This window comes from Pseudomonas sp. Tav-5-1A, assembly GCF_055755055.1.
Map to the genome: position 1 here is coordinate 4265977 of NZ_CM146901.1, position 23009 is coordinate 4288985.

Annotated in this window: 21 protein-coding genes; 10 read left to right on the forward strand and 11 right to left on the reverse strand. The window is 66.9% G+C overall.

Going from position 1 to position 23009, the window contains the following annotated elements:
• The first annotated feature begins 1 nt into the window (after window position 1).
• A complete protein-coding gene (locus AC0J42_RS19365) occupies window positions 2-802 on the forward strand; it encodes a gamma-carboxygeranoyl-CoA hydratase (RefSeq protein WP_416425274.1) in 801 nt (266 codons plus the stop codon).
• Window positions 799-2667: an acetyl/propionyl/methylcrotonyl-CoA carboxylase subunit alpha gene (locus tag AC0J42_RS19370; RefSeq protein ID WP_473003147.1), complete on the forward strand. Its 1869-nt coding sequence runs from the start codon at window positions 799-801 to the stop codon at window positions 2665-2667. The genes AC0J42_RS19365 and AC0J42_RS19370 overlap by 4 nt, the downstream gene beginning before the upstream one ends.
• A gap of 65 nt (window positions 2668-2732) precedes the next feature.
• Here AC0J42_RS19370 and AC0J42_RS19375 read toward each other — a convergent pair whose 3' ends face one another.
• The gene (locus AC0J42_RS19375) at window positions 2733-6197 is read right to left on the reverse strand and encodes an indolepyruvate ferredoxin oxidoreductase family protein (protein WP_473003150.1); all 3465 of its coding nucleotides are present in this window, start codon (window positions 6195-6197) and stop codon (window positions 2733-2735) included.
• Window positions 6198-6350: 153 nt separating this feature from the next.
• Between AC0J42_RS19375 and AC0J42_RS19380 the strand changes: the two genes are divergently transcribed.
• The 3 genes from AC0J42_RS19380 (at window position 6351) to AC0J42_RS19390 (ending at window position 8973) form a co-directional block, all read left to right on the forward strand.
• On the forward strand, window positions 6351-6818 hold the full coding sequence (locus AC0J42_RS19380) for an Lrp/AsnC family transcriptional regulator (protein ID WP_416425277.1): 468 nt from the start codon (window positions 6351-6353) through the stop codon (window positions 6816-6818).
• A gap of 444 nt (window positions 6819-7262) precedes the next feature.
• Window positions 7263-7769, forward strand: coding sequence for a sigma factor-like helix-turn-helix DNA-binding protein (locus AC0J42_RS19385; RefSeq protein ID WP_416425278.1), 507 nt, complete (start codon window positions 7263-7265; stop codon window positions 7767-7769).
• A gap of 58 nt (window positions 7770-7827) precedes the next feature.
• On the forward strand, window positions 7828-8973 hold the full coding sequence (locus AC0J42_RS19390; RefSeq protein ID WP_473003153.1) for a M14 family metallopeptidase: 1146 nt from the start codon (window positions 7828-7830) through the stop codon (window positions 8971-8973).
• Between the two features lie 63 nt (window positions 8974-9036).
• Here AC0J42_RS19390 and AC0J42_RS19395 read toward each other — a convergent pair whose 3' ends face one another.
• The gene (locus AC0J42_RS19395) at window positions 9037-9588 is read right to left on the reverse strand and encodes a cytochrome b (RefSeq protein ID WP_416425280.1); all 552 of its coding nucleotides are present in this window, start codon (window positions 9586-9588) and stop codon (window positions 9037-9039) included.
• The gene (locus AC0J42_RS19400; protein ID WP_473003155.1) at window positions 9585-10664 is read right to left on the reverse strand and encodes a catalase family peroxidase; all 1080 of its coding nucleotides are present in this window, start codon (window positions 10662-10664) and stop codon (window positions 9585-9587) included. Before AC0J42_RS19400 ends, AC0J42_RS19395 begins: the two co-directional genes overlap by 4 nt.
• A gap of 157 nt (window positions 10665-10821) precedes the next feature.
• On the opposite strand from AC0J42_RS19400, the gene AC0J42_RS19405 reads away from it, so the two are divergent.
• Together AC0J42_RS19405 and AC0J42_RS19410 are read left to right on the forward strand one after the other, a co-directional pair.
• Window positions 10822-11328, forward strand: a complete 507-nt coding sequence (locus AC0J42_RS19405; protein WP_416427420.1) for a sigma-70 family RNA polymerase sigma factor — start codon at window positions 10822-10824, stop codon at window positions 11326-11328.
• Window positions 11325-12059, forward strand: a complete 735-nt coding sequence (locus AC0J42_RS19410) for an anti-sigma factor family protein (RefSeq protein WP_473003159.1) — start codon at window positions 11325-11327, stop codon at window positions 12057-12059. The genes AC0J42_RS19405 and AC0J42_RS19410 overlap by 4 nt, the downstream gene beginning before the upstream one ends.
• 95 nt (window positions 12060-12154) lie before the next feature.
• On the opposite strand, the gene AC0J42_RS19415 is transcribed toward AC0J42_RS19410, so the two are convergent.
• The 7 genes from AC0J42_RS19415 to AC0J42_RS19445 all read right to left on the reverse strand — a co-directional run bounded on the left by AC0J42_RS19415 (window position 12155) and on the right by AC0J42_RS19445 (window position 18384).
• Window positions 12155-13129 (reverse strand): Csu type fimbrial protein, encoded by a 975-nt coding sequence (locus tag AC0J42_RS19415; protein ID WP_473003162.1) that lies wholly within the window; start codon window positions 13127-13129, stop codon window positions 12155-12157.
• Window positions 13120-15351, reverse strand: a complete 2232-nt coding sequence (locus AC0J42_RS19420) for a fimbria/pilus outer membrane usher protein (protein WP_473003163.1) — start codon at window positions 15349-15351, stop codon at window positions 13120-13122. The genes AC0J42_RS19415 and AC0J42_RS19420 overlap by 10 nt, the downstream gene beginning before the upstream one ends.
• Before the next feature lie 153 nt (window positions 15352-15504).
• Window positions 15505-16266 carry a fimbrial biogenesis chaperone gene (locus tag AC0J42_RS19425; protein WP_473003165.1) on the reverse strand — a complete coding sequence of 254 codons (762 nt, stop codon included), beginning with the start codon at window positions 16264-16266 and terminating at the stop codon, window positions 15505-15507.
• 38 nt (window positions 16267-16304) lie between these two features.
• Window positions 16305-16796 carry a Csu type fimbrial protein gene (locus AC0J42_RS19430; protein ID WP_416425286.1) on the reverse strand — a complete coding sequence of 164 codons (492 nt, stop codon included), beginning with the start codon at window positions 16794-16796 and terminating at the stop codon, window positions 16305-16307.
• 2 nt (window positions 16797-16798) lie between these two features.
• Window positions 16799-17347 carry a Csu type fimbrial protein gene (locus AC0J42_RS19435; RefSeq protein WP_473003167.1) on the reverse strand — a complete coding sequence of 183 codons (549 nt, stop codon included), beginning with the start codon at window positions 17345-17347 and terminating at the stop codon, window positions 16799-16801.
• Window positions 17348-17377: 30 nt separating this feature from the next.
• A complete protein-coding gene (locus AC0J42_RS19440; protein WP_473006882.1) occupies window positions 17378-17881 on the reverse strand; it encodes a Csu type fimbrial protein in 504 nt (167 codons plus the stop codon).
• Window positions 17882-17898: 17 nt separating this feature from the next.
• The gene (locus tag AC0J42_RS19445; RefSeq protein WP_473006883.1) at window positions 17899-18384 is read right to left on the reverse strand and encodes a Csu type fimbrial protein; all 486 of its coding nucleotides are present in this window, start codon (window positions 18382-18384) and stop codon (window positions 17899-17901) included.
• A 346-nt stretch (window positions 18385-18730) separates the two neighbouring features.
• On the opposite strand from AC0J42_RS19445, the gene AC0J42_RS19450 reads away from it, so the two are divergent.
• A complete protein-coding gene (locus tag AC0J42_RS19450; RefSeq protein WP_473003169.1) occupies window positions 18731-20761 on the forward strand; it encodes a methyl-accepting chemotaxis protein in 2031 nt (676 codons plus the stop codon).
• On the opposite strand, the gene AC0J42_RS19455 is transcribed toward AC0J42_RS19450, so the two are convergent.
• Window positions 20758-21204, reverse strand: coding sequence for a winged helix-turn-helix transcriptional regulator (locus AC0J42_RS19455; RefSeq protein WP_473003171.1), 447 nt, complete (start codon window positions 21202-21204; stop codon window positions 20758-20760). The two genes, AC0J42_RS19450 and AC0J42_RS19455, sit on opposite strands and share 4 nt — an antisense overlap.
• Window positions 21205-21313: 109 nt before the next feature.
• Here AC0J42_RS19455 and AC0J42_RS19460 point away from each other — a divergent pair, with 109 nt between their 5' ends.
• Together AC0J42_RS19460 and AC0J42_RS19465 are read left to right on the forward strand one after the other, a co-directional pair.
• Window positions 21314-22519: an MFS transporter gene (locus AC0J42_RS19460; protein ID WP_473003172.1), complete on the forward strand. Its 1206-nt coding sequence runs from the start codon at window positions 21314-21316 to the stop codon at window positions 22517-22519.
• A gap of 51 nt (window positions 22520-22570) precedes the next feature.
• Entirely contained in the window at window positions 22571-23005 is a 435-nt protein-coding gene (locus tag AC0J42_RS19465) for a hypothetical protein (protein WP_473003174.1), read from the forward strand.
• Window positions 23006-23009: the final 4 nt, after the last annotated feature.

Below are 23009 nucleotides of genomic sequence, written 5' to 3' on the forward strand. Positions count from 1 at the left end.
CATGAACGATTTCGATACCCTGGAACTGACCCGCGACCCGCGCGGTTTCGCCACCCTGTGGCTCAACCGCCCCGAAAAAAACAACGCCTTCAACGCGCAGATGATCCGCGAACTGATCCTGGCGCTGGACAGCGTGGCCGCCGACGCCAGCCTGCGCTTCCTGCTGATCCGCGGCCGCGGCAAGCACTTCTGCGCCGGCGCCGACCTGGCCTGGATGCAGGCGTCGGCGCAGCTGGATTTCAACACCAACCTGGACGATGCCCGCCAGTTGGCCGAGCTGATGTACAACCTGGGCAAGCTCAAGCTGCCGACCCTGGCCGTCGTCCACGGCGCGGCCTACGGTGGCGCGCTGGGGCTGATCAGCTGCTGCGACATGGCCTTGGGCACGGTGGATGCGCAGTTCTGCCTGTCGGAGGTGCGCATTGGCCTGACCCCTGCGGTCATCAGCCCCTTCGTGGTCAAGGCCATCGGCGAACGCGCCGCGCGGCGCTACGCGCTGACCGCCGAACGCTTCGATGGCCAGCGCGCCCATGAGTTGGGCCTGCTGGCCGAGACCTGCGCCAGCGCCGAACTGGAACAGCGCCTGGCGCACTGGGTGGACAACCTGCTGCTCAACAGCCCGCAGGCCATGCGCGCCTGCAAAGAGCTGCTGCGTGAAGTCGCCCACGGCGAAACCACCGCCGCCGTGCGGCGTTACTGCGAGAACGCCATCGCCCGCATTCGCGTCAGCGGCGAGGGCCAGGAGGGCCTGCGCGCCTTCCTGGAAAAACGCACCCCGGCCTGGCAGGAGCAACCACAATGACCACCCTCACCTCCCTGCTGGTGGCCAACCGCGGTGAAATCGCCTGCCGGGTGATGCGCACCGCCAAGGCCATGGGCCTGACCACCGTGGCCGTGCACAGCGCCATCGACCGCGACGCCCGCCACAGCCGCGAGGCGGATGTGTGCGTGGACCTGGGCGGCAGCAAGGCCAGCGACAGCTACCTGGACATCGACAAGATCATCGCCGCCGCCCGCAGCAGCGGCGCCCAGGCTATCCACCCCGGCTACGGCTTTCTTTCGGAGAACGCCGCATTCGCCCGCGCCATCGAACAGGCCGGGCTGATATTCCTCGGCCCGCCGGCTGCGGCCATCGACGCCATGGGCAGCAAGTCGGCGGCCAAGGCGCTGATGGAGACCGCCGGCGTGCCGCTGGTGCCCGGCTACCACGGCCAGGCCCAGGACCTGGAGACCTTCCGCGCCGCCGCCCAGCGCATCGGCTACCCGGTGCTGCTCAAGGCCACCGCTGGCGGCGGCGGCAAGGGCATGAAGGTGGTGGAGCGCGAGAGCGAACTGGCCGACGCCCTGGCCTCGGCGCAGCGCGAGGCGCAGTCGTCATTCGGCGATGCGCGCATGCTGGTGGAAAAATACGTGCTGCAGCCGCGCCACGTGGAAATCCAGGTGTTCGCCGACCAGCACGGCCACTGCCTGTACCTCAACGAGCGCGACTGCTCGATCCAGCGTCGCCACCAGAAAGTCGTCGAGGAGGCCCCGGCGCCAGGCCTCTCCCCACCATTGCGCCAGGCCATGGGCGAGGCCGCGGTGAAGGCCACGCAGGCCATCGGTTACGTCGGCGCCGGCACCGTCGAGTTCCTGCTGGACGCCCGCGGCGAGTTTTTCTTCATGGAGATGAACACCCGCCTGCAAGTGGAGCACCCAGTCACCGAGGCCATCACCGGCCTGGACCTGGTGGCCTGGCAGATTCGCGTGGCCCAGGGCGAGCCGCTGCCCATTACCCAGGCCCAGGTGCCGCTGCACGGCCACGCCATGGAAGTGCGGCTGTACGCCGAAGACCCGGACAACGAGTTCCTGCCCGCCACCGGCACCCTGGCGCTGTACCAGGAGAGCGCCCCAGGCCCCGGCCGCCGGGTGGACAGCGGCGTCAGCGAGGGCGACAGCGTGTCGCCGTTCTACGACCCCATGCTGGGCAAGCTGATTGCCTGGGGCGAGACCCGCGAACAGGCGCGGCTGCGCCTGCTGGCCATGCTCGATGAGTTCGCCGTGGGCGGCGTGCGCACCAACCTGGCGTTCCTGCGGCGCATCATCGGCCACCCGGCGTTCGCCGCCGCCGAGCTGGACACTGGCTTCATTCCCCGTCACCAGGCCGAGCTGCTGCCCGCTTCGGCCGAACTGCCAGAAGCGTTCTGGCAGGCCGCGGCTGCCGCGTTCGTGCGCCCGACCGGCAGTGACGCCTGGGCCGCGGCCAATGGCCTGCGCCTGGGCTTGCCAGCACAGACGGTGGTGCACCTGCGCTGCCGCGACCAGCGTCAGGTGGTGCACCTGCAACCGTCCCCGCCTGCGGCGCCAGCCTTCCTGCGCGGTGACACCCTGTACCTGCGCTGGAACGACGAAGTTCACCCGGTGACCCGCGTTGACGCCATCGCCGAAGCCGACGCCAGCCACGGCCAGCAGGGCGGCCTGAACGCGCCCATGAACGGCAGCATCGTGCGGGTGCTGGTGGGCGTCGGTGAGCAGGTGGAGGCCGGTACGCCGCTGGTGGTGCTGGAGGCCATGAAGATGGAGCACAGCATTCGCGCACCGGAGGCGGGGGTGGTGAAGGCGTTGCATTGCCAGGAGGGCGAGATGGTTGCGGAGGGGGACGTGCTGGTAGAGATGCAACCCGAGTAATTGGACGCGGCCTTCGGCCGCTGCTACAGAAGATCCGTAGCAGCGGCCGCAGGCCGCGTCTCTTTTCAGGCAGCCACTTCGTAAAGCTTCACCACCGCAGCCTCACCGTCGCGCAAACACTGGCGCAAGCGCTGCGCTTCCTGTTCGGCCACGCCCACCGCCTTGTCCTTCACGTGCCCGTACCCACGAATCTGCTCCGGCAGCCGTGCCAGGCTCAGCGCCGTGTGGCGGTTGGCCGGGGTCAGGTGCTGAAGAATCAAGGCGATGTCAGCCTGGTAAGCCTCGATCAACGCCCGTTCCTGGCGCCGCTCCTGGGTGTAGCCGAACGGGTCCAGCGGCGTGCCGCGCAGGAACTTGAACGGCGCCAGCAGCCCGAACGCCTTGAGCATCCACGGGCCGAAACTGCGCTTGCCCTGCTTGCCCTGCTTACCCAGCCACGACGGCGCCAGGTGAAACTCCAGGCGGTAGTCGCCTTCGAACTGCCCCTGCAACTGGCGGGTGAACTCGCCGTTGCTGTACAGCCGCGCCACCTCGTATTCATCCTTGTAGGCCATCAGCTTGAACGCGTAGCGGGCCACGGCTTCGGTCAGCGCCAGGGGCTGGCCGGGCACCTGGCGGGCTTCACTGGCACGCACCTGCTCCACCAGCGCCAGGTAACGGTCGGCATAGGCCTGGTTCTGGTACGCGCGCAGGGTCGCCGCGTTGGCGGCCAGGCGCTCGTCCAGGGTCTGCTCCACCGGCACCTGCACCGCTGGCTTGAGCACTGCTTCCACCGCCCGTGCGTCATGGGCCGCGCGGCGCCCCCAGAGGAAGGCCTGCTGGTTGAGGTTGACCGCCACGGCGTTGAGTTCGATGGCCTTTTCAATGGCCTCGGCCGTCAGTGGAATCAGCCCCAACTGGTAGGCGTAGCCGAGCATGAACAGGTTGCTGGCGATGCTGTCGCCCAGCAGGCCCACCGCCAGGCGCGTGGCCTCGACGAAATGGGTCTTGTCGGCGCCCACCGCGTCGCTGATCGCCTGGGTCATGGCGGCGGCCGGGAACTGCGCATCCGGGTCGCGGGTGAACGCCGCCGTTGGGGTCTGCTGGCTGTTGATGACCGCATGGGACTTGTCCAGGCTCAGCTTCGCCAGCGCGTCAGGCCCTGACGCCACCAGCAGGTCGCAGCCCAGCAGCAGGTCGGCATCACCGGCGGCGATGCGCACGGCGAACAGGTCTGCCTGGCGCGCGGCGATGCGAATGTGGGTCACCACCGGGCCGAACTTCTGCGCCAGGCCGGCCTGGTCGAGCACGCTGCAGCCCTTGCCTTCCAGGTTCGCCGCCAGGCCCAGCAGGGCGCCCACGGTGGTCACGCCGGTGCCACCGACGCCGGGCAGGAGGATATTGAACGGGCGCTCCAGGCTCGGCAGCAGCGGCGCCGGCAGCGCCGCGAAGGCCTGGTCACGGCTGGGCAACTGCGGCTTGCGCAGCTGCCCGCCGTGCACGGTGACGAAGCTGGGGCAGAAGCCTTCCACGCAGCTGAAATCCTTGTTGCAGGCGTGCTGGTCGATCTCGCGCTTGCGCCCTTGGGCGGTCTCCAGCGGCAACACCGACAGGCAACCGGATTTCACCCCGCAGTCGCCACACCCTTCGCACACCGCCGGGTTGATCAGCGCGCGCTTGTTCACCTCGGGCAGGGTCCCGCGTTTGCGCCGGCGGCGTTTTTCCGTGGCGCAGGTCTGGTCGTAGATGATCACCGACACGCCCTTGAACTCGCGCAACTCGCGCATGACTGCGTCCAGGTCGCGGCGGTGGTGGAACGTGGTAATCGGCGCAAAGCCGGCGCGGCTGGGGTATTTGTCCGGCTCGTCGCTGACCAGGGCGATGCGTTGCACGCCTTCGTCGAACACCTGGCGGCTGAGCTGGTCGACCCGCAGGATGCCGTCGATGGGCTGGCCACCGGTCATGGCCACGGCGTCGTTGTAGAGAATCTTGTAGGTGATGTTGACCCCGGACGCCACCGCCGCGCGCACCGCCAGGTGCCCGGAGTGGAAATAGGTGCCGTCGCCCAGGTTCTGGAACACGTGGGCGGTCTCGGTGAACGGCGCCTGGCCGATCCAGGTCACGCCCTCGCCGCCCATCTGGGTGAAGGTATCGGTCTCGCGGTCCATCCAGATGGTCATGTAGTGGCAGCCAATGCCGGCCAGCGCGCGGCTGCCCTCGGGCACCTTGGTGGAACTGTTGTGCGGGCAGCCAGAGCAGAAATGCGGGGTGCGCTGCACGTTGTGCAGAGGGGCCTGAAGGGCCTGCTCCTTGTCTTGCAGGAAACGCAGCCGCGCCTCGATCTGCGGGCTGCTGTAGATGGGTGCCAGGCGTTTGGCGATGACCCGGGCGATCATCGCCGGCGTCAGCTCGCTGAGGTTGGGCAACAGCGAGCGGCCTTCCTCGTCGAACTCACCGACCACGCGCGGGCGCTTGTCCACGGGCCAGTTGTACAGCTGGCCGGTGAGCTGGTCCTCGATGACGCTGCGTTTTTCCTCCACCACCAGGATCTCGTCCAGGCCCTGGGCGAAGTCGTGCACCGACACCGGTTCCAGTGGCCAGCTCATGCCGACTTTCAGCACGCGAATGCCCACGCTGGCGCAGAGCTTTTCATCCAGGCCCAGCTCTTCCAGGGCCTGGCGCACGTCCAGGTAGGACTTGCCGGTGGTGACGATGCCCAGCCGCGGCTGCGGCGAATCGAGCACCACCTTGTTCAGCTGGTTGGCGCGGGCAAAGGCGCGGGCGGCGTAGATCTTGTAGGTGTTCAGGCGCGCTTCCTGGGCCAGGGGCGGGTCGGGCCAGCGAATGTGCAGGCCGCCCTCGGGCAGGACGAAATCGGCGGGCTCGCAGGTTTGCACCCGCAGCGGGTCGACCTCCACCACCGCCGAGGAATCGACGTTCTCGGCAATCGTCTTCATCGCCACCCAGCAGCCGCTGTAGCGCGACAGCTCCCAGCCGATGATGCCGTAGTCGAGCATCTCCTGGACGTTGCTGGGGTTGAGCACCGGGATCATCGCCGCGATGAAGGCGTGCTCGCTCTGGCTGGCGATGGTCGAGGACTTGCAGCCATGGTCGTCGCCGGCCAGCACCAGCACGCCGCCGTGGGGCGCCACGCCGGCCGAGTTGCCGTGCTTGAACACGTCGCCGCAGCGGTCCACCCCCGGCGCCTTGCCGTACCACAGGGCGAACACGCCGTCGTACTTGCCCTGGGGAAACAGGTTGACCTGCTGGCTGCCCCACACGGCGGTGGCGCCCAGCTCTTCGTTGACGCCGGGCTGGAAATGGATGGCGTGTTTCTGCAGGTAGTCGCGGGCTTCCCACAGGCTCTTGTCAAGGTTGCCCAGGGGCGAGCCCCGGTAACCGGAAATGAAGCCTGCGGTGTTCAAGCCACGGGCCTCGTCGCGCTGTTTCTGCAGCATGGGCAGGCGCGTGAGGGCCTGGGTACCGGTGAGGTACAGGTGCCCGGTGGCGAGGCGGTACTTGTCGTCCAGGCGGACGTCGGCTAGGGACATGCGGCACTCCTGTTATTTTTATGGCGGCCATGACTCATCAGTCAGTGGCTAAAAATATGCCTTTCGGAGTGAGGCTTTTTCTTTCTAATTTCGGGCATTTCTGCTGTTATGACGCATGAACGTTGCGCCAAAAATAAGAAAAGGGAAATGATCATGCAGTCCAAACTGAGCGCCCTCGACCGCCGCATCCTGCGCCTGATCCAGCACGACGCCGACCTGTCGGCCGCCGAAATCGCCGAGCGCGTGGAACTGTCGCAGTCACCGTGCTGGCGGCGCATTCACCGCATGCAGGAGGAAGGCCTGATCGAGCGCAAGGTCGCCCTGCTCAACCCGCAGAAGCTGGGCCTGACCATGACCGTATTCGTCAACGTCAAGCTATCGGGACACGGGCGGCGTTACCTGGCGGAGTTCGAGGAAGCGATCACCGGCTACCCGGAGGTGCTGGAGTGCTACACCATGGCCGGCGGGATGGATTACATGCTCAAGGTGGTGGCCCAGGACATTGGGGCCTACGAACGTTTCCTGCGCGACCATCTGTTGCAGAAGCCGCATGTGCAGGAGGCGCATTCCAACATCGCCATGAGCGAGGTGAAACGCACCACGGAACTGCCGCTGGATTGAGCGAAATAATTTTTCACAAACGCGGCAAGAAATCATTTGACTTGCAAATGATAACGATTATTATTGAGCCAACTGATCGCGAGATCGGTTGGGTAATCCGAAAGGCCTTAGGTCGGACTTTCGAATTATCTCCTCATCAGGCTAATCACGGTTTTTGACCCGGCTTTTTGCCGGGTCTTTTTTTTAGTTTCTTCAGGCTAATGAAGAAGGGTGTTGCTTGAATTCGATGGCGCGCATGATAGCAAAGGACTATTGCTCGAGGAAAGCGCTCATCGCTAATTTTCAGCTAGCAAATCAGCTATTTAGCCGGAATTGTGGCAAATCGTTTCTTGAGAATAACTCTCAAATACACTAAGCTGCGCCTGCGTCAGGGAAGACGCCCCCCTCACGGATGCGTTCGCAGCCCGCAATCGACCAGGCCCTAGCGGCCAGGAGGACGTTTCGATGACCCATCTGCTCACGCCCCTGCACAACCTTTTCCAGCACCAGCCGGTCGACCAGGGCCAGGATGCGCTCTACCTGCGCCTGAAGAAGTTGCCCCGCCGCGTGCAGCAGGTGTTCCTGCTCAGCCGCCTGGATGACCTGCCCTACCCGGCCATCGCCCAGCGCCTGGACCTGAGCGTGGAGCACGTCGAACGGGACATGCTGCAGGTGCTCGAACAATGCCGCAGCCCCGCTGGCAGCCAGGCGGCCAGCGCCTGGTACGTGAAGCTGCAGAACCCGCACACCACCGCCAGCGAACGCATCGACTTCCGCCGCTGGCTGGACGCCGACGCCACCCACCTGCAAGCCTTCCACGCCACCGAACTGCGCTGGCGGCAACTGCTGGCCGCCGCCAGGCACCTGGGCGAGTCGGGCTGGCAGCATCGCCGCCGCCACACCGGCCTGCTGGGCTGGGGCATGGCGCTGCTGGGGGCACTGCTGCTGGGCGGGCTGGCCGGCTGGATCTGACTGGCGCCACGCTTGCGTGTAAAGTACGAGCGTCCTCGACTTTATAAGGAAGCGAACAATGGCCGCGGCCCCCCTCACCTTCAGCGCTGACTTCGACAGCGGCAACATCCAGCTGCTCGACGCCAGCGACCCACGGCAGGTGCGCCTGGCGATCCGCCCGGACACCCACAGCGACCATTTCCAGTGGTTTCATTTCAAGGTCGATGGCCTAACGCCTGGCCAACCCCATGGCTTCAGCCTGACCAACGCCGGGCAGTCCTCCTACAAGAACGCCTGGGCCGGCTACAACGCCGTGGCTTCCTACGACCAAAAGACCTGGTTCCGCGTGCCGAGCCAGTTCGACGGCCAGGCGCTGACCTTCAGCTTCGAACCCGAACAGCCCCAGGCCTGGTTCGCCTATTTCGAACCCTACAGCCGCGAACGCCACGACTGGCTGATCAGCGAGGCCGTGACCCAGGCCGGCCTGCAGTTGCTGGCGGTGGGCAAGAGTGCCGAGGGTCGCGACCTGCAACTGCTGCGCAAGGGCGACGGCAGCGAAGGCAAGAAAAAGGTCTGGCTGATTGCCCAGCAGCACCCCGGCGAGCACATGGCCGAGTGGTTCATGGAAGGCATCATCGAGCGCCTCAAGCAGCGTGATGATGCCGAGCTGAACGCGCTGCTCGCCGAAGCCGACCTGTACCTGATCCCGCACATGAACCCCGACGGTTCGTTCCACGGCCACCTGCGCACCAACGCCAAGGGCAAGGACCTCAACCGCGCCTGGCAGGACGCCAGCGCCGAGTTCAGCCCCGAGGTGTTCTTCGCCCTGCAGCAGATGCAGAAATACGGCGTGGACCTGTTCATCGACGCCCACGGCGACGAGGAAATTCCTCACGTGTTCACCGCCGCCTGCGAAGGCAACCCGCAGTACACCCCGCGCATCGCCCAGCTCGAGCAGCGCTTCCGCGACCTGCTGTGCCAGCAGACCGCAGACTTCCAGCAGGTGCACGGCTATACCCGCGACGAGCCGGGCCAGGCCAACATGACGCTTGCGTGCAACGCCGTAGGAGCGAAGTTCGACTGCCTGTCGCTGACCCTGGAAATGCCGTTCAAGGACCACGACGACAACCCCGACGCCGTCACCGGCTGGTCGGGCAAGCGCTCGGCGCAGTTGGGCAAGGACGTGTTGAGCGTGATTGCGAAAATGGCTCGCGACCTGCGGTAACCGCGGACGCAGCCTGCGGCAGCTGCTACGGGATTGACCCCGTAGCAGCGGCCGAAGGCCGCGTTAAGGGCGACTGGCCTTGTCCCCCGAGGTCATGCTCTGCAACACCCCGTCGCGGCGGATCCAGCCGTGGTACAGCGCCGCGCCCAGATGCGCCAGCACCGTCAGGAACAGCAGGTACGCCAGCAGCCCGTGGGCCTTGCGCAACAGCGCGTAGGTATGCGGCTCGGCCGGCAGTATCGGCGGCAGGTGCAGCGAGGCGCCCAGCATTACCGGGTCGCCGGCCGCCGAGAGCATGCCCCAGCCTACCAGCGGCAGCACCAACATCAACGCATACAGCAGCCAGTGCGATAGCTTGGCCGCCAGCTTCTGGATGCCCGGCAGGTCGGCCGGCAGTGGCGGCTGGCGGGTGCACCAACGCACCAGCAGGCGCACGATCACCAGCGCCAGGATGGCGATGCCCAGGGGCTTGTGCAGGTGCAGCAGCCACTCATGGCGCTCGGACACGGTGCTGACCATGCCCACGCCAATGAACAGCATGGCAATCAGCAGGATCGCCATCACCCAGTGCAACACCCGGGCAGCCGGGGCGAAATGTTCAGGGCGGGCTTTCATGGCTTGGCCTCCGCGGCGGGCGCATTGGCGCTGAGTTGATCGACTTCCGAGGTGCGGCGCAGGTACGAACTGGCGTAGGCCGCCGAGCGCGCGGCCAGCAGTGGGTCGTTGGACGCCTCGATGCCGCTGGGCAGTATGGTCGGGTCATAGTTGACGTCGCGGCACTGGCCGGTGATCTGCGGTTGCATGCGTTCCACCACCAGGGTGCCGGCGTCCACGGTCTTGCGCCCGGCGGGCCAGGCCTTGCTGGCGTCGTCCACCGGGTCGCCCGGTTCGGCCAGGGTCATGCGCAGGGTCCAGCGCAGCGGGCCACCGGCCAGGCGCTGGGCCAGGTCGGCCTGGAGAAAATCGGCGCCGGCGTTGGGGCCGGCCGGGGTGCTGCCGGTCGCCTCGGGCACCACCGACCAGCGCACGGCCTGGCGCTGGCCGTCGGCGTTGTCGAGGTAGAAGGCGTTGATGCTGTTATAGGTTTCCGTGGCGTAGCTGGCCGACGGCTTGGCGCCCTTGACCCAGGCCAGGAACGGTCCGGTCTCGGGGTGGGCGGCGAAGAACGCCGGCATGGCGTCAGGCTTGGGCTTGCCGGTGGCCGGGTCCGGGGTGCCGGCCTTGAGCATGGCGTAGAAGGCTTCGGGCGTGCCCACCGGGAACACCGGCATGCTGTTCATGCCCGTGCGCCACTGCTGCCCGTTGGCCAGGTTGAAGCGCAAGGCGAAACTGCGCAACGGCACGCTGCTGTCCGGCGCATAGGGGTTGCCGCTGGGCAAGGCGAAACGCCCGACCACCGGTGTGCGGCCCTGGGCGAACACGCTGCTGCTGGACAGCGCCTGCAGCTGGCCGTTGCCCTCGAAATAGCCGATCACACACACGCCCTTGGCGTGGTTGCGACGGTAACCGGGGTGCACGCCGTTGTTGGTCTGCAGCGCGTTGACCAGGTCGCGGGGCTTGAGCCGGTCCGGGTCCAGGCGCCCGCTGACATAGGCAAAGGCGGCCACGGCAACAGCCAGGATCGCGGCGATGCCCAACAGGCGCACGGCCTTGTCGAACAGGGTCAAGGGTGGGGGCGTTGGATCAGGCATGAGCGACTCCAGAATCGGTGGGGTGCTATGAGACGAAGGCCAGCGCGATTTATTCCCTGTCCCGCCGCTGAATAATTTGAGGTTAGGCAAGTTGGAATAAAACGCCCCGTCATTCGTCTTGCTAATCTTGAAACAGAGCCCCACCGTGCAGGCCGCCATGAACGAGTTTGATGATCAATTGCGTATTCTGTTGCCGCGCCTGCGCCGCTTCGCGTTGTCGTTGACTCGCGAGCCCAGTAGCGCCGACGACCTGGTGCAGAGTTGCCTGGAAAAGGCCTTGAGCCGGCGCGCCAGCAAGGACGCCGAGGGTGAGTTGCGCGCCTGGCTGTTCCAGATCCTGTACCGCCAGTTTGTCGACAACCACCGGCGCGCGCGCCGCTATGCGCGGTTGCTGGAGTTTTTCACCGGCCGCGATGACTATCAGCCGTCGGTGGAGCGCACGGTCATGGCCCAGTCGGCCCTGCAGTCGTTCGACCGCCTCAGTGACGAGCAGCGCGCGCTGCTGCACGCCGTGGCGGTGGAAGGCCTGAGTTACCAGGAGGCCGCCACGGTGTTGCAGGTGCCCATCGGCACCGTCATGTCGCGCCTTTCGCGCGCCCGCCAGGCGCTGCGCCAGCTCAACGAAGGCGAGATCCATCGCCCTGCCCTGCGGATATTGAAATGATTACCTTGCCGCCCACCGAACACGACCTCCATGCCTACGTGGACCTGCGCCTGAACCCCGCCGACCGCCAGCGCCTGGAGACCTGGCTGAACAGCCATCCCGAGGCCGCCGCCCAGGTGAAAGGCTGGCAGAAAGATGCGCGCCTGCTGCGCTCGGTGCTGGGTAGCTCGCCCCTGGCCGACAACCCGGCGCTGGACCCGGCCACCCTGCGCGTGCGCCGCCGCCACCGTTACCAGCAACACCTGGCCCGCGCCGCCGTGCTGGTGCTGGCCGTGGGCCTGGGCGGCCTGGGCGGCTGGCAGGCCCACGAGGCCCGCCACCCCAGCGTGGCGCCCATGACCGATGCCCTGCAGGCCTACCGCCTGTTCGCGCAGAAAGACGTGCTGCCGGCTGACTTCAAGGTCAGCGACGCCACCGCCCTGCAACCCTGGCTGGACCGCACCTTCACCAACGCCAAACGCCTGCCCGACCTTAGCCAGGCCGGCTTCAAGCCGGTGGGCGCGCGACTGCTCAGCACCGACCAGGGCCCGGCCGCCATGGTGCTGTACCAGGACGTGCGCGGCGCGCGGGTCACCTTCTACATCCGCCCGCCAGGCCCGGACAACAACCTGCTGCCACGCGGTTCGCGGCGTGAAGGCAATTTGCAGGCGGACTACTGGTCGGGCCCTGGGTACAACTACGCCATGGTGGCCCCGGTCGACATTGCGCCGAAAACCCTGCAAAACCTGTAGCAGCGGCCGCAGGCCGGGTCAGCGCGCGGTTTTCCAGATACACCGCGGCGTGGCTGGACGCCGCCTTCGGCAGCTGCTACGGGGACTGGTGTCCGCTAGAACGCCACATCCACCACCACACTGTCCTGATACCCCCCCACCGGCGGCGTCACCTGGTCGGTGTACACCTTGCCATTGAAGTTGAACACCTGGCTCCCCGTCCCCGTGCCGTTGCCCGGGTTCACCTCGGCGTCGCTGCTGCTGCGCCGCGCCGCGCCGGTGCTGCCCCAGCGCACGCTGCCGGCGCTCTTGAACAGGTCGTAGGCCAGGTAGTTGCTGCCGGAGATCATGCGCCGCCGCCCGCCGGCGCTAAGCGGGTAGCCGCCATCGCTAAGGCCCACGGTGTAGGCGCTGCCCAGGGTGCAGGCCACGCTGATGCTGCTGTTCACCGTGGCAAAACCCAGCACCAGCGGCGCGCTGCCGAAGTCGAGGTTGGGCGCGGTGATCTGGCAGTCGTTGGTGACTTGCAGGGTGACCTGCATAGTGGTGGCGCCCGAACCGATGTCGCGGCCCAGGCAGATGGCGCCAATGCCGATGCCCGAGCAATAATTCCAGCTCCACGCCAGGTTCAGGGTTTCGGTGTAGATGCCCGCCGGCACGTTGCTGCCGATGATGGTCTTGAGGTACAGCGGCACCGACTTGGGCGAGGAGCCGGCCAGCAGGCCCAGGGCGTCGATGATCGAATTGCGCGCAAAGTCGTAGGCCACGCCGCGGGTCAGCGGGTAGCTGGTGCTGTCGTTGGCGTAGACGGTGTAGCCGATCACCGCGCCGCTGCTGCCGACCTGCAGGCCGGCCTGGCTGGAGGTCACGGTGAGGTAGAAGTGATCGCCACTGCCCAGCAGGCTCAGCAACGACCCGGTACAGGTCAGCGCGCCGTTGGTGGTGGACGTCGACTGCACCGTGGTGCGCAGCAGCACCGAACTGACCTGGCCGAAGGTGGGAGGCGTTGGCGTCGAGATCGCGCAGGCAGCCTGGGCTTCCGTGCTGGCTGCCAGCAGCGCCAGGCCCGCCAAGCACGCCTTCACTGGCACACCAACGGCCCCAACAGGGGCACCTCGCCCTGCTGCTGCACGTCCAGGTCGAACTGCACCCGGCACTGGCTGCCGTCGCCCCGCTCCACCACCAGGCTGTTGTGCGCCGCCAGGTTTTCCAGGTACACCAGGCCGTCCCAGCCGACCACGGTGCGCGCGCCACTCTGTTCGTGCAGCACGTTGCTGCCCAGGGCCAGGTGTTGCTGTTGGGCGTCCACCAGCACCAGGCTGGCGGCCACCACCCGGGTCAGCGGGAACTCCAGCAAGTAGCCACTGCCGCGGCGCACGGCCACGCGCTGTTCCACCGAAGGGCTGCGCACGTTGGCCGGCAGGTTGAGCGGATCGATCTCGTATTTGCCGCGGTAGTAGCCACTGGTCCACGGCACTAGCAGGTGCCCGCTGCGGTCGGTGTCGCCGACGCGCTGGTTTTCGTAGCGCACCGGCACACCGCCGTAGCCGTCGGTGCTCACCAGCACGAAGGCGTCGTCGATGCGGTTGGCGGCAAACAGGCTGCCGTCCATCCACACCAGCGAACCAGCGGCGTCGGCCCAGCGCGTGGTCTGCTCGCTGGTGCCATAGGCGCCCACCTGCAATTGCACCGACTGCAAGCGCCAGGTCGCATCGGCCTGGCGGTAGGTCTGCTGGTCGCCGCGCGAGTAGCCCAGGTTGTAGCCGACGCCGCCCTCGGTGGGCACCGCGCGGCTGTAGTTGACCCGTTGCTGGGTCTGGCCCTGCTGTTTGCGCTCGATGCCAACGCTGAGGTTGCCGCGCAGGTCGATGGGTATGGTCACCTGCGCTTGCACGGCCCAGTTGCTGGCGCCGATTTCATGGTTCGCCGACAGGTAGAAACTGCTATTGCCCCACAGCGGTTTGCTCCAGGTGAGGTTGAGCAGCCGGGTGCGCGAATCGTCGCCGGCGCGCACGTCGAAATAGCCGGCGCCCAGGCTGCCGTAGCGGTCCAGGTTGACGCTGAGGGTGGCCTGCTGGCTGCGCTGGCTCATGCGCGTGTAGGGCGAGTCCACCAGGGTCAGGTCGGCATAGTCGTCGCGACGTTGCAGGCGTTGGTAATTGAAGCTGAAACGCGAGTTGTTGTACTGGTAGCCCAGGCTGTATTGCTGGCCGCCGAGGCCGTCGTAGCGGCTTTGGCTGACGGCGGTGTTTAGCACGCCGAGATTGCCCAGGCGCAGGTTGCCGCCCGCGCCGCCCAGGTTCAGGGACTGCGCCGCTTCGGCGTGGCCCTCCAGGGTCAGGTAGTCGCTGAGGCCATAGCGCACGCTGCCGGTGGAGGCGCCGGGGCCGTAGGCAAAATCCTTGAGGCCGTAGTCCCGGCGCACGCTGCCCGCCGCCACGGAGAAATCCATCAGGCCTTGCTGCAACAAAGTGCTGGTGACGTAGAACGGCAAGGTGGTGGACACCTGCCGCCCCAAGGCGTCGGTGGTCACCACCACCGCCTCGCCGGCCCCGTTGATGTAGGGGATGTTGGTGAGGGTGTAGGGGCCAGGCTGCAATTGCGCGCTGGTGCTCTTGTAGCCGTTGATGAACAGGTCCACCGACGACGGCACCGCCGCCTCGCCGGCAAACGCCGGCAATGGGTAGGTGACCAGGTCCGGGCGCACGGAAAAGTCCCGTGACAGCTGCACGCCGCCCAGTCGCACCGAGTTGCTCCACGGCAAGGAACCGCTGACCAGGTCGCCGGCCTCTACGGTCAGCAGGCGCTCGTCATCACTGTAGCGCCAGGTGGTGTCGTAGCGGCGGAAACGGCTGGTGTCCGCGTAGGCATTGCCCGACAGGCTCTGGCGCAGCTGCCCGGTGCTGGATAAGGTGCCCCAGCTGTCGAAAATGCGCAGCTCGTTGTAGGCCGCCAGGTAGCGGCCCAGGTCGTCGGTGTCGTTCAGGTACAGGTCGTAGTTGAGCAGCGCGCCGAAGCTGCTCATGGCCTGGCTGCGCGGGTAGGCCTGGCTGCTGCCTATACGCTGGGCCGGCAGCCAGTCGGGCGGCACGTCCAGCAGCAGGCGCTGGGCCTGGCTGTCGTAGTCGGTGTGCAGGCCCTGCACGCTGTCCAGCGCCACCTCGGGGCCAGCGACACCCGACAGTTTCAGCCCGGCGGCCTGCAGGTCCGACAGCGGCAGGTAGAGTTGGCCGGCCCGTTGTTGCACCTGCACCACGCGGCCCGTGCTCATCTGGTTGACCACCAGTTCAAGGTACAGCGACGCATCGGGCACAACCTCCTGGCCCGTGGGTGGCGGCGGCAGCTCCCCGGCCAGCGTGGCACAGGGGTACAACAGCCACCCCAGGGTGAACCACGTCAGTGTCGAGGGGCATCCGTGCCGATCGATGGGGCATCTCCCTTATCAAGCCAACCACGAAAACGCCGCTCAGCGCGCAGGCGCCAGGGCTTGCGGCGCGTCACCGCCATTGACCCGGCCTTGCAACGCCGACACCTGCGCCGTTGCCGGCAGCGGCCAGCGCATGCTCGCCCCCGGCAGCACGTAGCCCAGCAGGCCCTCGCCCAACGCCCGGCGCTGCGCGCCCTGCTGCAGCGCCACGTCCGTGAGGCGCGCGTGCACCGGGCCCTGGTTGCGGATCTCGACGAAGTCCTTGCCGCCCTCGCTGACCGTGCGCCAGGTCAACGCTGGCACGCCGGCGCCCTTGGGGTCGCGCTCGCGGCTGGGGTCGGGCTTGCTCCACAGGCCGGCGCCGTAGGCGAACAGCGGCACCGAGTAGCGCATCTGGAAACGGATGGCCGCGGCAGTCTTGCCCTGGCCGTCCGCCCCCGGCGCCTGGGCAGCGGGAATCTCGTCGATGATGATGCGGTAGGCCTGCTCCTGGCCCGGCGGTATTTCCCGGGTGCGGGTCAGGCGTACCAGCTGCTTCTGGCCGGGCGCGATGTGCGCCACCGGCGGGCTGCCGATCACGTCGCGCTGGTTCTGGTACTGGTCATCGAAACCGCTCTGGCTCCAGCCGAACACGCGGATCTGCAAATCAGCCGGCTCGCTGCCACGGTTCTCCAGCCACAGCGCGCTGGCCTGCTGGTCGGCCTCCAGCACCGGGTCGATGGGCCAGATCAGCACCGAACTGGCCGCCTGCACCGTGAACGGCAACAGCACCCCACAACACACACTGCCCCAACGCCACATACATTCACTCCACAGGCAACATTCGAGGGCGCCCCGGCTTACCAGGACAATTCCACTTGCAAGACATCGCTGTAGCTGCCCGCCGGCACATTGCCCGGCAGGCTCAGCCGGCCATAGATCGGCAGGCTGATGTTGGTTGAATCGCTGTACGCCACGGTGACGCTCTGGCTGATGCCAAGCGCCTGGCTGTAGGCCGCGTCGCGAAACAGCTGGTAGGCCACCAGCGCGCTGCCGGCCTTGAGGTTGCGCGAGGTGCCGGCGTTCTGGCCGCCGTCCACTTTCATGTTCAGGGTCACCCCCGGGGTGCACTGCAGCTTCACCCCGGTGCCAGGCACCGCCGCCGTTGCCGTGCCGGTGGCCAGCGCCGACCAGCTGCCGAAGTTGAGGCTGCCGTAGTTGCTGCCGCCACCCACCACCAGGCAACCGCTGGTGATGGCCGCGTTGACCAGGAAGGTGCTGGTGGTGGCGGCGTCCAGCGGCCAGGGCGCCGCCAGGCTCGCCAGTAGCAGCGCGCCCTTGAGGCCGACCATGGCTAGAACGTCAGCTCGACCGCTACCGTGTCCGTGTAGGTGCCCGCCGGCAGTCCGGCGACGCCGATGGCGCGGCCGTAGAGGTTGACCGTCTGCGCCACGCCGGTGCTGGTCGCCAGGCTGATGGTGCCGTCGATGGCCAGCAGGTTGGAGAAGCCGGTGTCGGTGAAGAAGTCGTAGGGCACGAAATGCCCGGCGCCGTCGGCCAGCGCCCGGGCACCACCGGTGGCCTGGCCGTCATGGCTGCCGGCGCGCACCTTCACCACCGGCACGGTGCCGGCCGAGCAGAGTATCGACATGGCCCCGCCGCCACCGCCCAGCACCTGGCTGCTGGCCTGGGTGAACAGGCTGCTGGTGGTGCCGAAGTTCAAGCTACCGAAATTGATATTGGTGCTGCCGGCCACGCCGTTCACCAGGCAGCTGCTGGTCAGCACCAGGCTGGCGGTAACCTGGCCGGTGACCGTGGTGGCGGCCTGGGCGGCGGGCGTCATCGCGGCCAGCAAGGCCAGGGCCGGTAACAGGGCGGCAGAACGAAAAGCCTGTGCGTGCATGATTCACTCCTTGTGTTACCAGTGCTTGTGTTACCAGTTCAGGGTCACCCGCAGGGTGTCGCGGTAGATGCCCGCCGGCAGCGCGCGGGGGTTGGCCACCACGGCGCCGAAGATCGGGATAGGGATTTGCCCGCCACTGCTGACGGCGAAGGTCTTCTGCTCGCCGATGCTGTAGCGCTCGGTGCCGGCGGCGTTCTGATACAGCTGGTATGGGATGGTGCGGCTGCCGTTGCTCAGGCGCCGGGTGGTGCCGTCGCCGTTGGCGCCGCCATCGATGGTGACGCTGAAGCCGGTGACCGTCGGGTTGCAAGCCACCTGCAGGGCGCTGCCGCCGTTGGCGACGTTGGCGCCAATGGGCGCGTTCCAGGTGGGCCCCTGGTCGCCGAAATCCAGGGCGCCCAGCGAGCCGGTGGCCAGGGTGCTGCCGGCGCTTTGCACCTCGCAGCCGGCGGTAATCACCAGGCGCGCCTGGATCTGCCCGCTGACGCCATTGACCGCCGCCACGGCATGGCCGGCCCACGGCAGCGCGAGCATGGCGGTCAGCCAGTGGCCTACCATGTCACGGTCACCTTCAACAGGTCACTGTATTGCCCGGCACGCGGCACTTGGGCCAGCGGTTCGATGCGTGCGTACAGCGGCAGTTCGATGGTGCCAGTGGCCGGCACGCGGCCGCTCAGCGGCTGGTCGACAGCAAAGGGCACGCGGCGCGCCGGGTCGCTGTAGAGGCGGTAGGGAATGGCGTTGCCAGCGGCGCTGGCCAGGTAACGCACGTCGCCGACGCCCCCATGCTGGCCGCCGTCGACCTGCACCTGATAGGCGGTGTCGGGGTTGCATTCCAGGCGCGGCAGGCGGGTGCGGGGCAGTTGCGCCGACAGCGGGCCGGCGGGGTCATCCAGGCGCGCGGCGCTGCCGAAATCCAGCAGCCCCAGGTGTTGCGGGCCGGCGTCACGCACCTGGCCCAGCAGCACGCAGCCGCGCTGCACGTTCACGCGCACCTCGACCTGCAGCTCCGTGGCCAGTGCCGGGCCGCCGAGCATCAGGCTCGACAGCGCGGCGATCGCTATTCCCTTCACACCCTCACTCCTTGCGAGGCGCATCCGTGAACTGGAGGCTAGCATTCGAGGCAGAAGTTGCCACTTCGGTCAGCGTATTGATACACGCACAAGCCTTGCCTGGCGCGCGCCAGCAGCGGGTTTTCAGCCCTTTTTGTCAAAGTTGATGCGTGACGCGCCAGAGGCAATCGTCGTCTTGATGCACCGGGTAAAACGTTTCAGCTACCAGCTGTCATACCTTGGTACTGATCCGGTCAAGTCCTGGCGCAACAGGTCGATGCACTGATCAGGCACCCCATTAAAAATCTGCCGCCCAAAGGTCCCGAACCCGATGAACCCTTTCCGCTTTCTCCGCCAGGCCACATCGAACGCCCCCGGGACCGCCAGCGTGCTGTGCACCTTCAACGCGCTGGGCAGCACGCTGCAAGGCGTGAAGCTGACGCCCACGTTCATCGCCGGTTTCATCTCGCCGCACCTGGACCTCGACGCCGTGGCCCGGCAACTGCGCCAGCGCTTCCCCCAGGCCACCCTGAGCCTGTGCACCACCGCCGGCGAGCTGTGCAGCGCCAGTGACGCGCTGTACTGCAACGCCCAGGGCCAATGGGACCGCATCGTGCTGCAACTGTTCGACGCCAGCGTCATCGCCAGCGCCGAGCTGGTCAGCGTGCCGCTGCTGTCCGAAGACATCCGCGCCGGTGGCAAGCGCCTGCCCATGCGCGAACGCATCGCCAGCCTGGCGGCCACCCTCAAGCGCACGCGGGTCAGCCTGCCCATCGACAACCGCGACACCCTCGCCTACGTGCTGTTCGACGGCCTGTCCGCCTCGGAATCGTTCTTCATGGAGGCGCTGTACGAGTCCGGGCGCTTCCCCTGCCTGTTCGTCGGCGGCTCGGCGGGCGGCAAGGACGACTTCAAGGCCACCCTGTTGCACGACGGCCAGCGCAGCTACCAGAACCACGCGCAGATCGTCTTCCTCAAGTGCGCGCCACAGGTGCGCTTCGGCGTGTTCAAGAGCCAGAATTTCGAGCCCACGAAGCTGTCGTTCAGCGTGCTCACCGCGTCGCTGGAAGAGCGCTACATCCACCAGGTGTTCGACGCCGCCGGCAACATCAAGACCATGGTCGCAGCCCTGTGCGACGCGTTCAAATGCGCCCCCAACCAGCTGGACAAATACCTGGCCGAATACTCCTTCGCCATTCGCGTGGGCGATGAGCTGTTCGTGCGCTCCATCGCCCGCATCGACTACGCCCGCGAGACCGTGCACCTGTTCTGCGACGTGGCCCCCGGCGAAGAGCTGGTGATGGTCAAGCGCACCTCGCTGCGCGATTCTACCCAGCGCGACTTCCAGCGTTTCCTGCAGGGCAAGGGCGGCCAGCCGCTGGTGGGCCTGCTCAACGACTGCATCCTGCGCCGGGCCAACAACGCCGGCAAACTGGGCGAGATGACCGGGGTGTTCGGCGACGTGCCGGTGGCCGGCTTTTCCACCTTCGGCGAGATCCTGGGGCTGAACCTGAACCAGACGCTGACCGCGATCTTCTTTTTCAAGGTGGCCAACGGCGCTACGTTCAGCGACGACTACATCGACAACTTCGCCAGCCACTACGGCGAGTTCAAGGCCTTTTTCCTGCGCCGGCAGATCCAGAAGCTGGCGGGTTTGAACCGCGTGGTGGTCAAGCAGATCGACGCCTTCAAGCACCAGCAATTCACCAGCAGCCTCGACACCCACGGCCTGGACGCCAGCGTGCTGCCGGTGTTCGACGGCCTCGCCGACCTGGGCATGGTGCTGTCCCAGGCCACCCACCAGCAGGAAGAGATTGCCCGGCAGCTGCAGCACTACTCCGGCGAGCTGCACCTGTCCATGGACGAGCTGACCGGCACCATCAACCAGCAGAACAGCGTCACCGCCCAGGCCGGCAACACCGTGGCCGGGCTGTCCAGCCACGCCGACCAGGTAGTGGGCAGCGCCCGTGACCTGGCGCAGTCGAGCCTGCGCATCCAGTCCGTCGTCCAGGTCATCCAGCAGATCGCCGGGCAGACCAACCTGCTGGCGCTGAACGCCGCCATCGAGGCCGCGCGCGCCGGCGAGACCGGGCGTGGCTTCGCGGTGGTGGCGGATGAGGTGCGCAAGCTGGCGGAAATCACCCGCAAGAACGCCGGCGAGATCGGCGTGGACATCGACGCCCTGGCCGGGGAGATCCAGAACGTGGCGTTGCAGATCGAGGAACAGTCGACGGCCGTGGGCACCCTGCGCGAGCTGCTCGGCGACCTGGAGAATTCAAGCCGGATGACCGAGGGCACGTCCCAGCGGACCAAGAAAATCGCCGATACGCTGACCGGCCTTACGCATCTGGACGGGCGTTAAACCGCCGGCGTGCGCACGCAGTCTTGCGGCCCCACCACCCGCCCCTGCTGCGAACGCACCTGCAGGGGCGCCAGCGGCTGGCGGGTGTCGGCGTGCAGCAACAGGGAATGGGCTTCGCCCGCCTGATACAGGTGCTGCTCGCCCCACTGGCGCAGCGCCACCACCACGGGAAACAGCGCTCGCCCCTGGGCCGTCAGCACGTATTCCTTGTAGGCACTGCCGTCCGACGCCGGGCGCAGGTCGAACACCCCCACCTCCACCAAGGCCTTGAGCCGCGCGGCAAGGATGTTCTTCGCCAGGCCCAGGCTTTTCTGGAACTCACCGAAGCGTCGCAGGCCGTCGAAGGCATCGCGCACAATCAACAGCGACCAGCGCTCGCCGACTGTCTCCAGGCTGCGAAACACGGGGCATTGGGCTTGTTGCGGGGCGCTGGGTGAGGTCATGGCAGGGTACCGGCCGGGTGCATGTGGTTGCATATTAAAACCAGAGTTGCTACAAACGCAAAATCTGGTTTCTTTTTGAAACCTCACTGCCCGACAGGACAGCCCTGCCATGACTCACCTCACACCGCGCCTCACCTGGCTGCTGGCGCTGACCGCCGGCCTGGCGGTGGCCACCGTGTACTTCATCCAGCCGCTGCTACGCTCGATCGGCGCAAGCCTGGGCGTGGCGCCTGGGGACCTGGGGTTGCTGGTCACCCTCACCCAATGCGGCTACGGCGCCGGGCTGCTGTTGATCGTGCCGCTGGCCGAGCGCCTGGACCGCCGGCGCATGATCATCGGCCAACTGCTGCTTTCCTGCGCGGCGCTGGTGCTGGGTGCGCAGGCGGGCCAGTGGTGGTTGCTGCTGGCGGCCATGCTGGGGGTGGGCCTGATGGCCGTAGTGGTGCAAGTGGTGGTGGCCTACGCCGCCAGCCTGGCCAACCCTGCGCAACGGGGCCAGGTGATTGGCACGGTCACCAGCGGCATCGTCGTCGGCATCCTGCTGGCCCGCCTGCTGTCGGGCGCGGTCGCCGACATGGGTGGCTGGCGCCTGGCGTTCGCCGGCTTCGCCGGGCTGATGCTGGGCATGGCGCTGCTGCTGGGCAAGGTCATGCCCGAGCCGGCGGCCGTGGCCACACGGCAGACCTATGGGCAATTGCTGCGCACCATGGCCCGGCTGTTCCTGCACCACCGCCTGCTGCGCCAGCGCGGGGTGCTGGCGATGCTGGTGTTCGCCGACTTCAGCATCCTCTGGTCGAGCATGGTCCTGCCCCTCAGCGCCCCGCCGTGGTCACTCAACCACACCCAGGTCGGCCTGTTCGGCCTGGCCGGCATCGTCGGCGCCCTGGGTGCGGCCCGGGCCGGGCGCTGGGCCGACGCCGGCCTGGCCCGGCGCACCAGCGGCTGGGCCCTGGCGCTGCTGGCCGGCGCCTGGCTGCCGATCGCCTGGGCGCCGTCCAGCCTCTGGGCGTTGCTGCTGGGCGTGCTGATGCTGGACTTCGCCGTGCAGGCGGTGCACGTCACCAACCAGAGCCTGCTGCTGGCGGAGCCATCACAGGGGCAAAGCCAGCTGATCGGCGCGTACATGTGTTTCTATTCGGTGGGCAGCGCGCTGGGGGCGCTGGCGGCCACCCAGGTGTATGCGCAGTGGGGGTGGCAGGCAATGTGCGCGCTGGGCGCAGGAGTGGCCGTGCTGGCGCTGGCCTGGTGGCTGCTACAGGTGCCAGGCCTTGGAAAATATTCCTACACATATTTCAGACCACGTCGGGATAGGTAAACCCGTCCATCACCGATAACCTTCTTGCACACACCGAGACAGGATATCGACGTGAACACCTTCGAAACAATTGAACAATCATTCGACGATGTGGAATGGTGCAAGGAATGCAAAGGCTTTGAATTCAAGAGCCGTTACCCACAGTTTCCATGTATCTGCAACGTGCTGGTCGTGCTGCGTAAATCCGATGGCGTGGCCTGTGTCGTGTGCAGCGAGCGCAGTGATAATTACGGCAGGTCCATCTCCCAAGGGGTGATGGACATTCGTGAATTGCTTGTTTCAACACTGAACCTGCAAGCCCCACTACTGTGGCTTGAACACTACCCCCACGGCACCGTGAACTTCCTGGACAAGTACACGATCAGGCAAGTTTACTTCTATCCGGGCATGGCCGGTCGTAATCATCGTTTGTCATGGTGGGCCGCCGGGGAACTTTGCGGGCTAGCCCCTGAGCTGTTGGCCAGGGGTTACCATGATGAACTCTGACCCT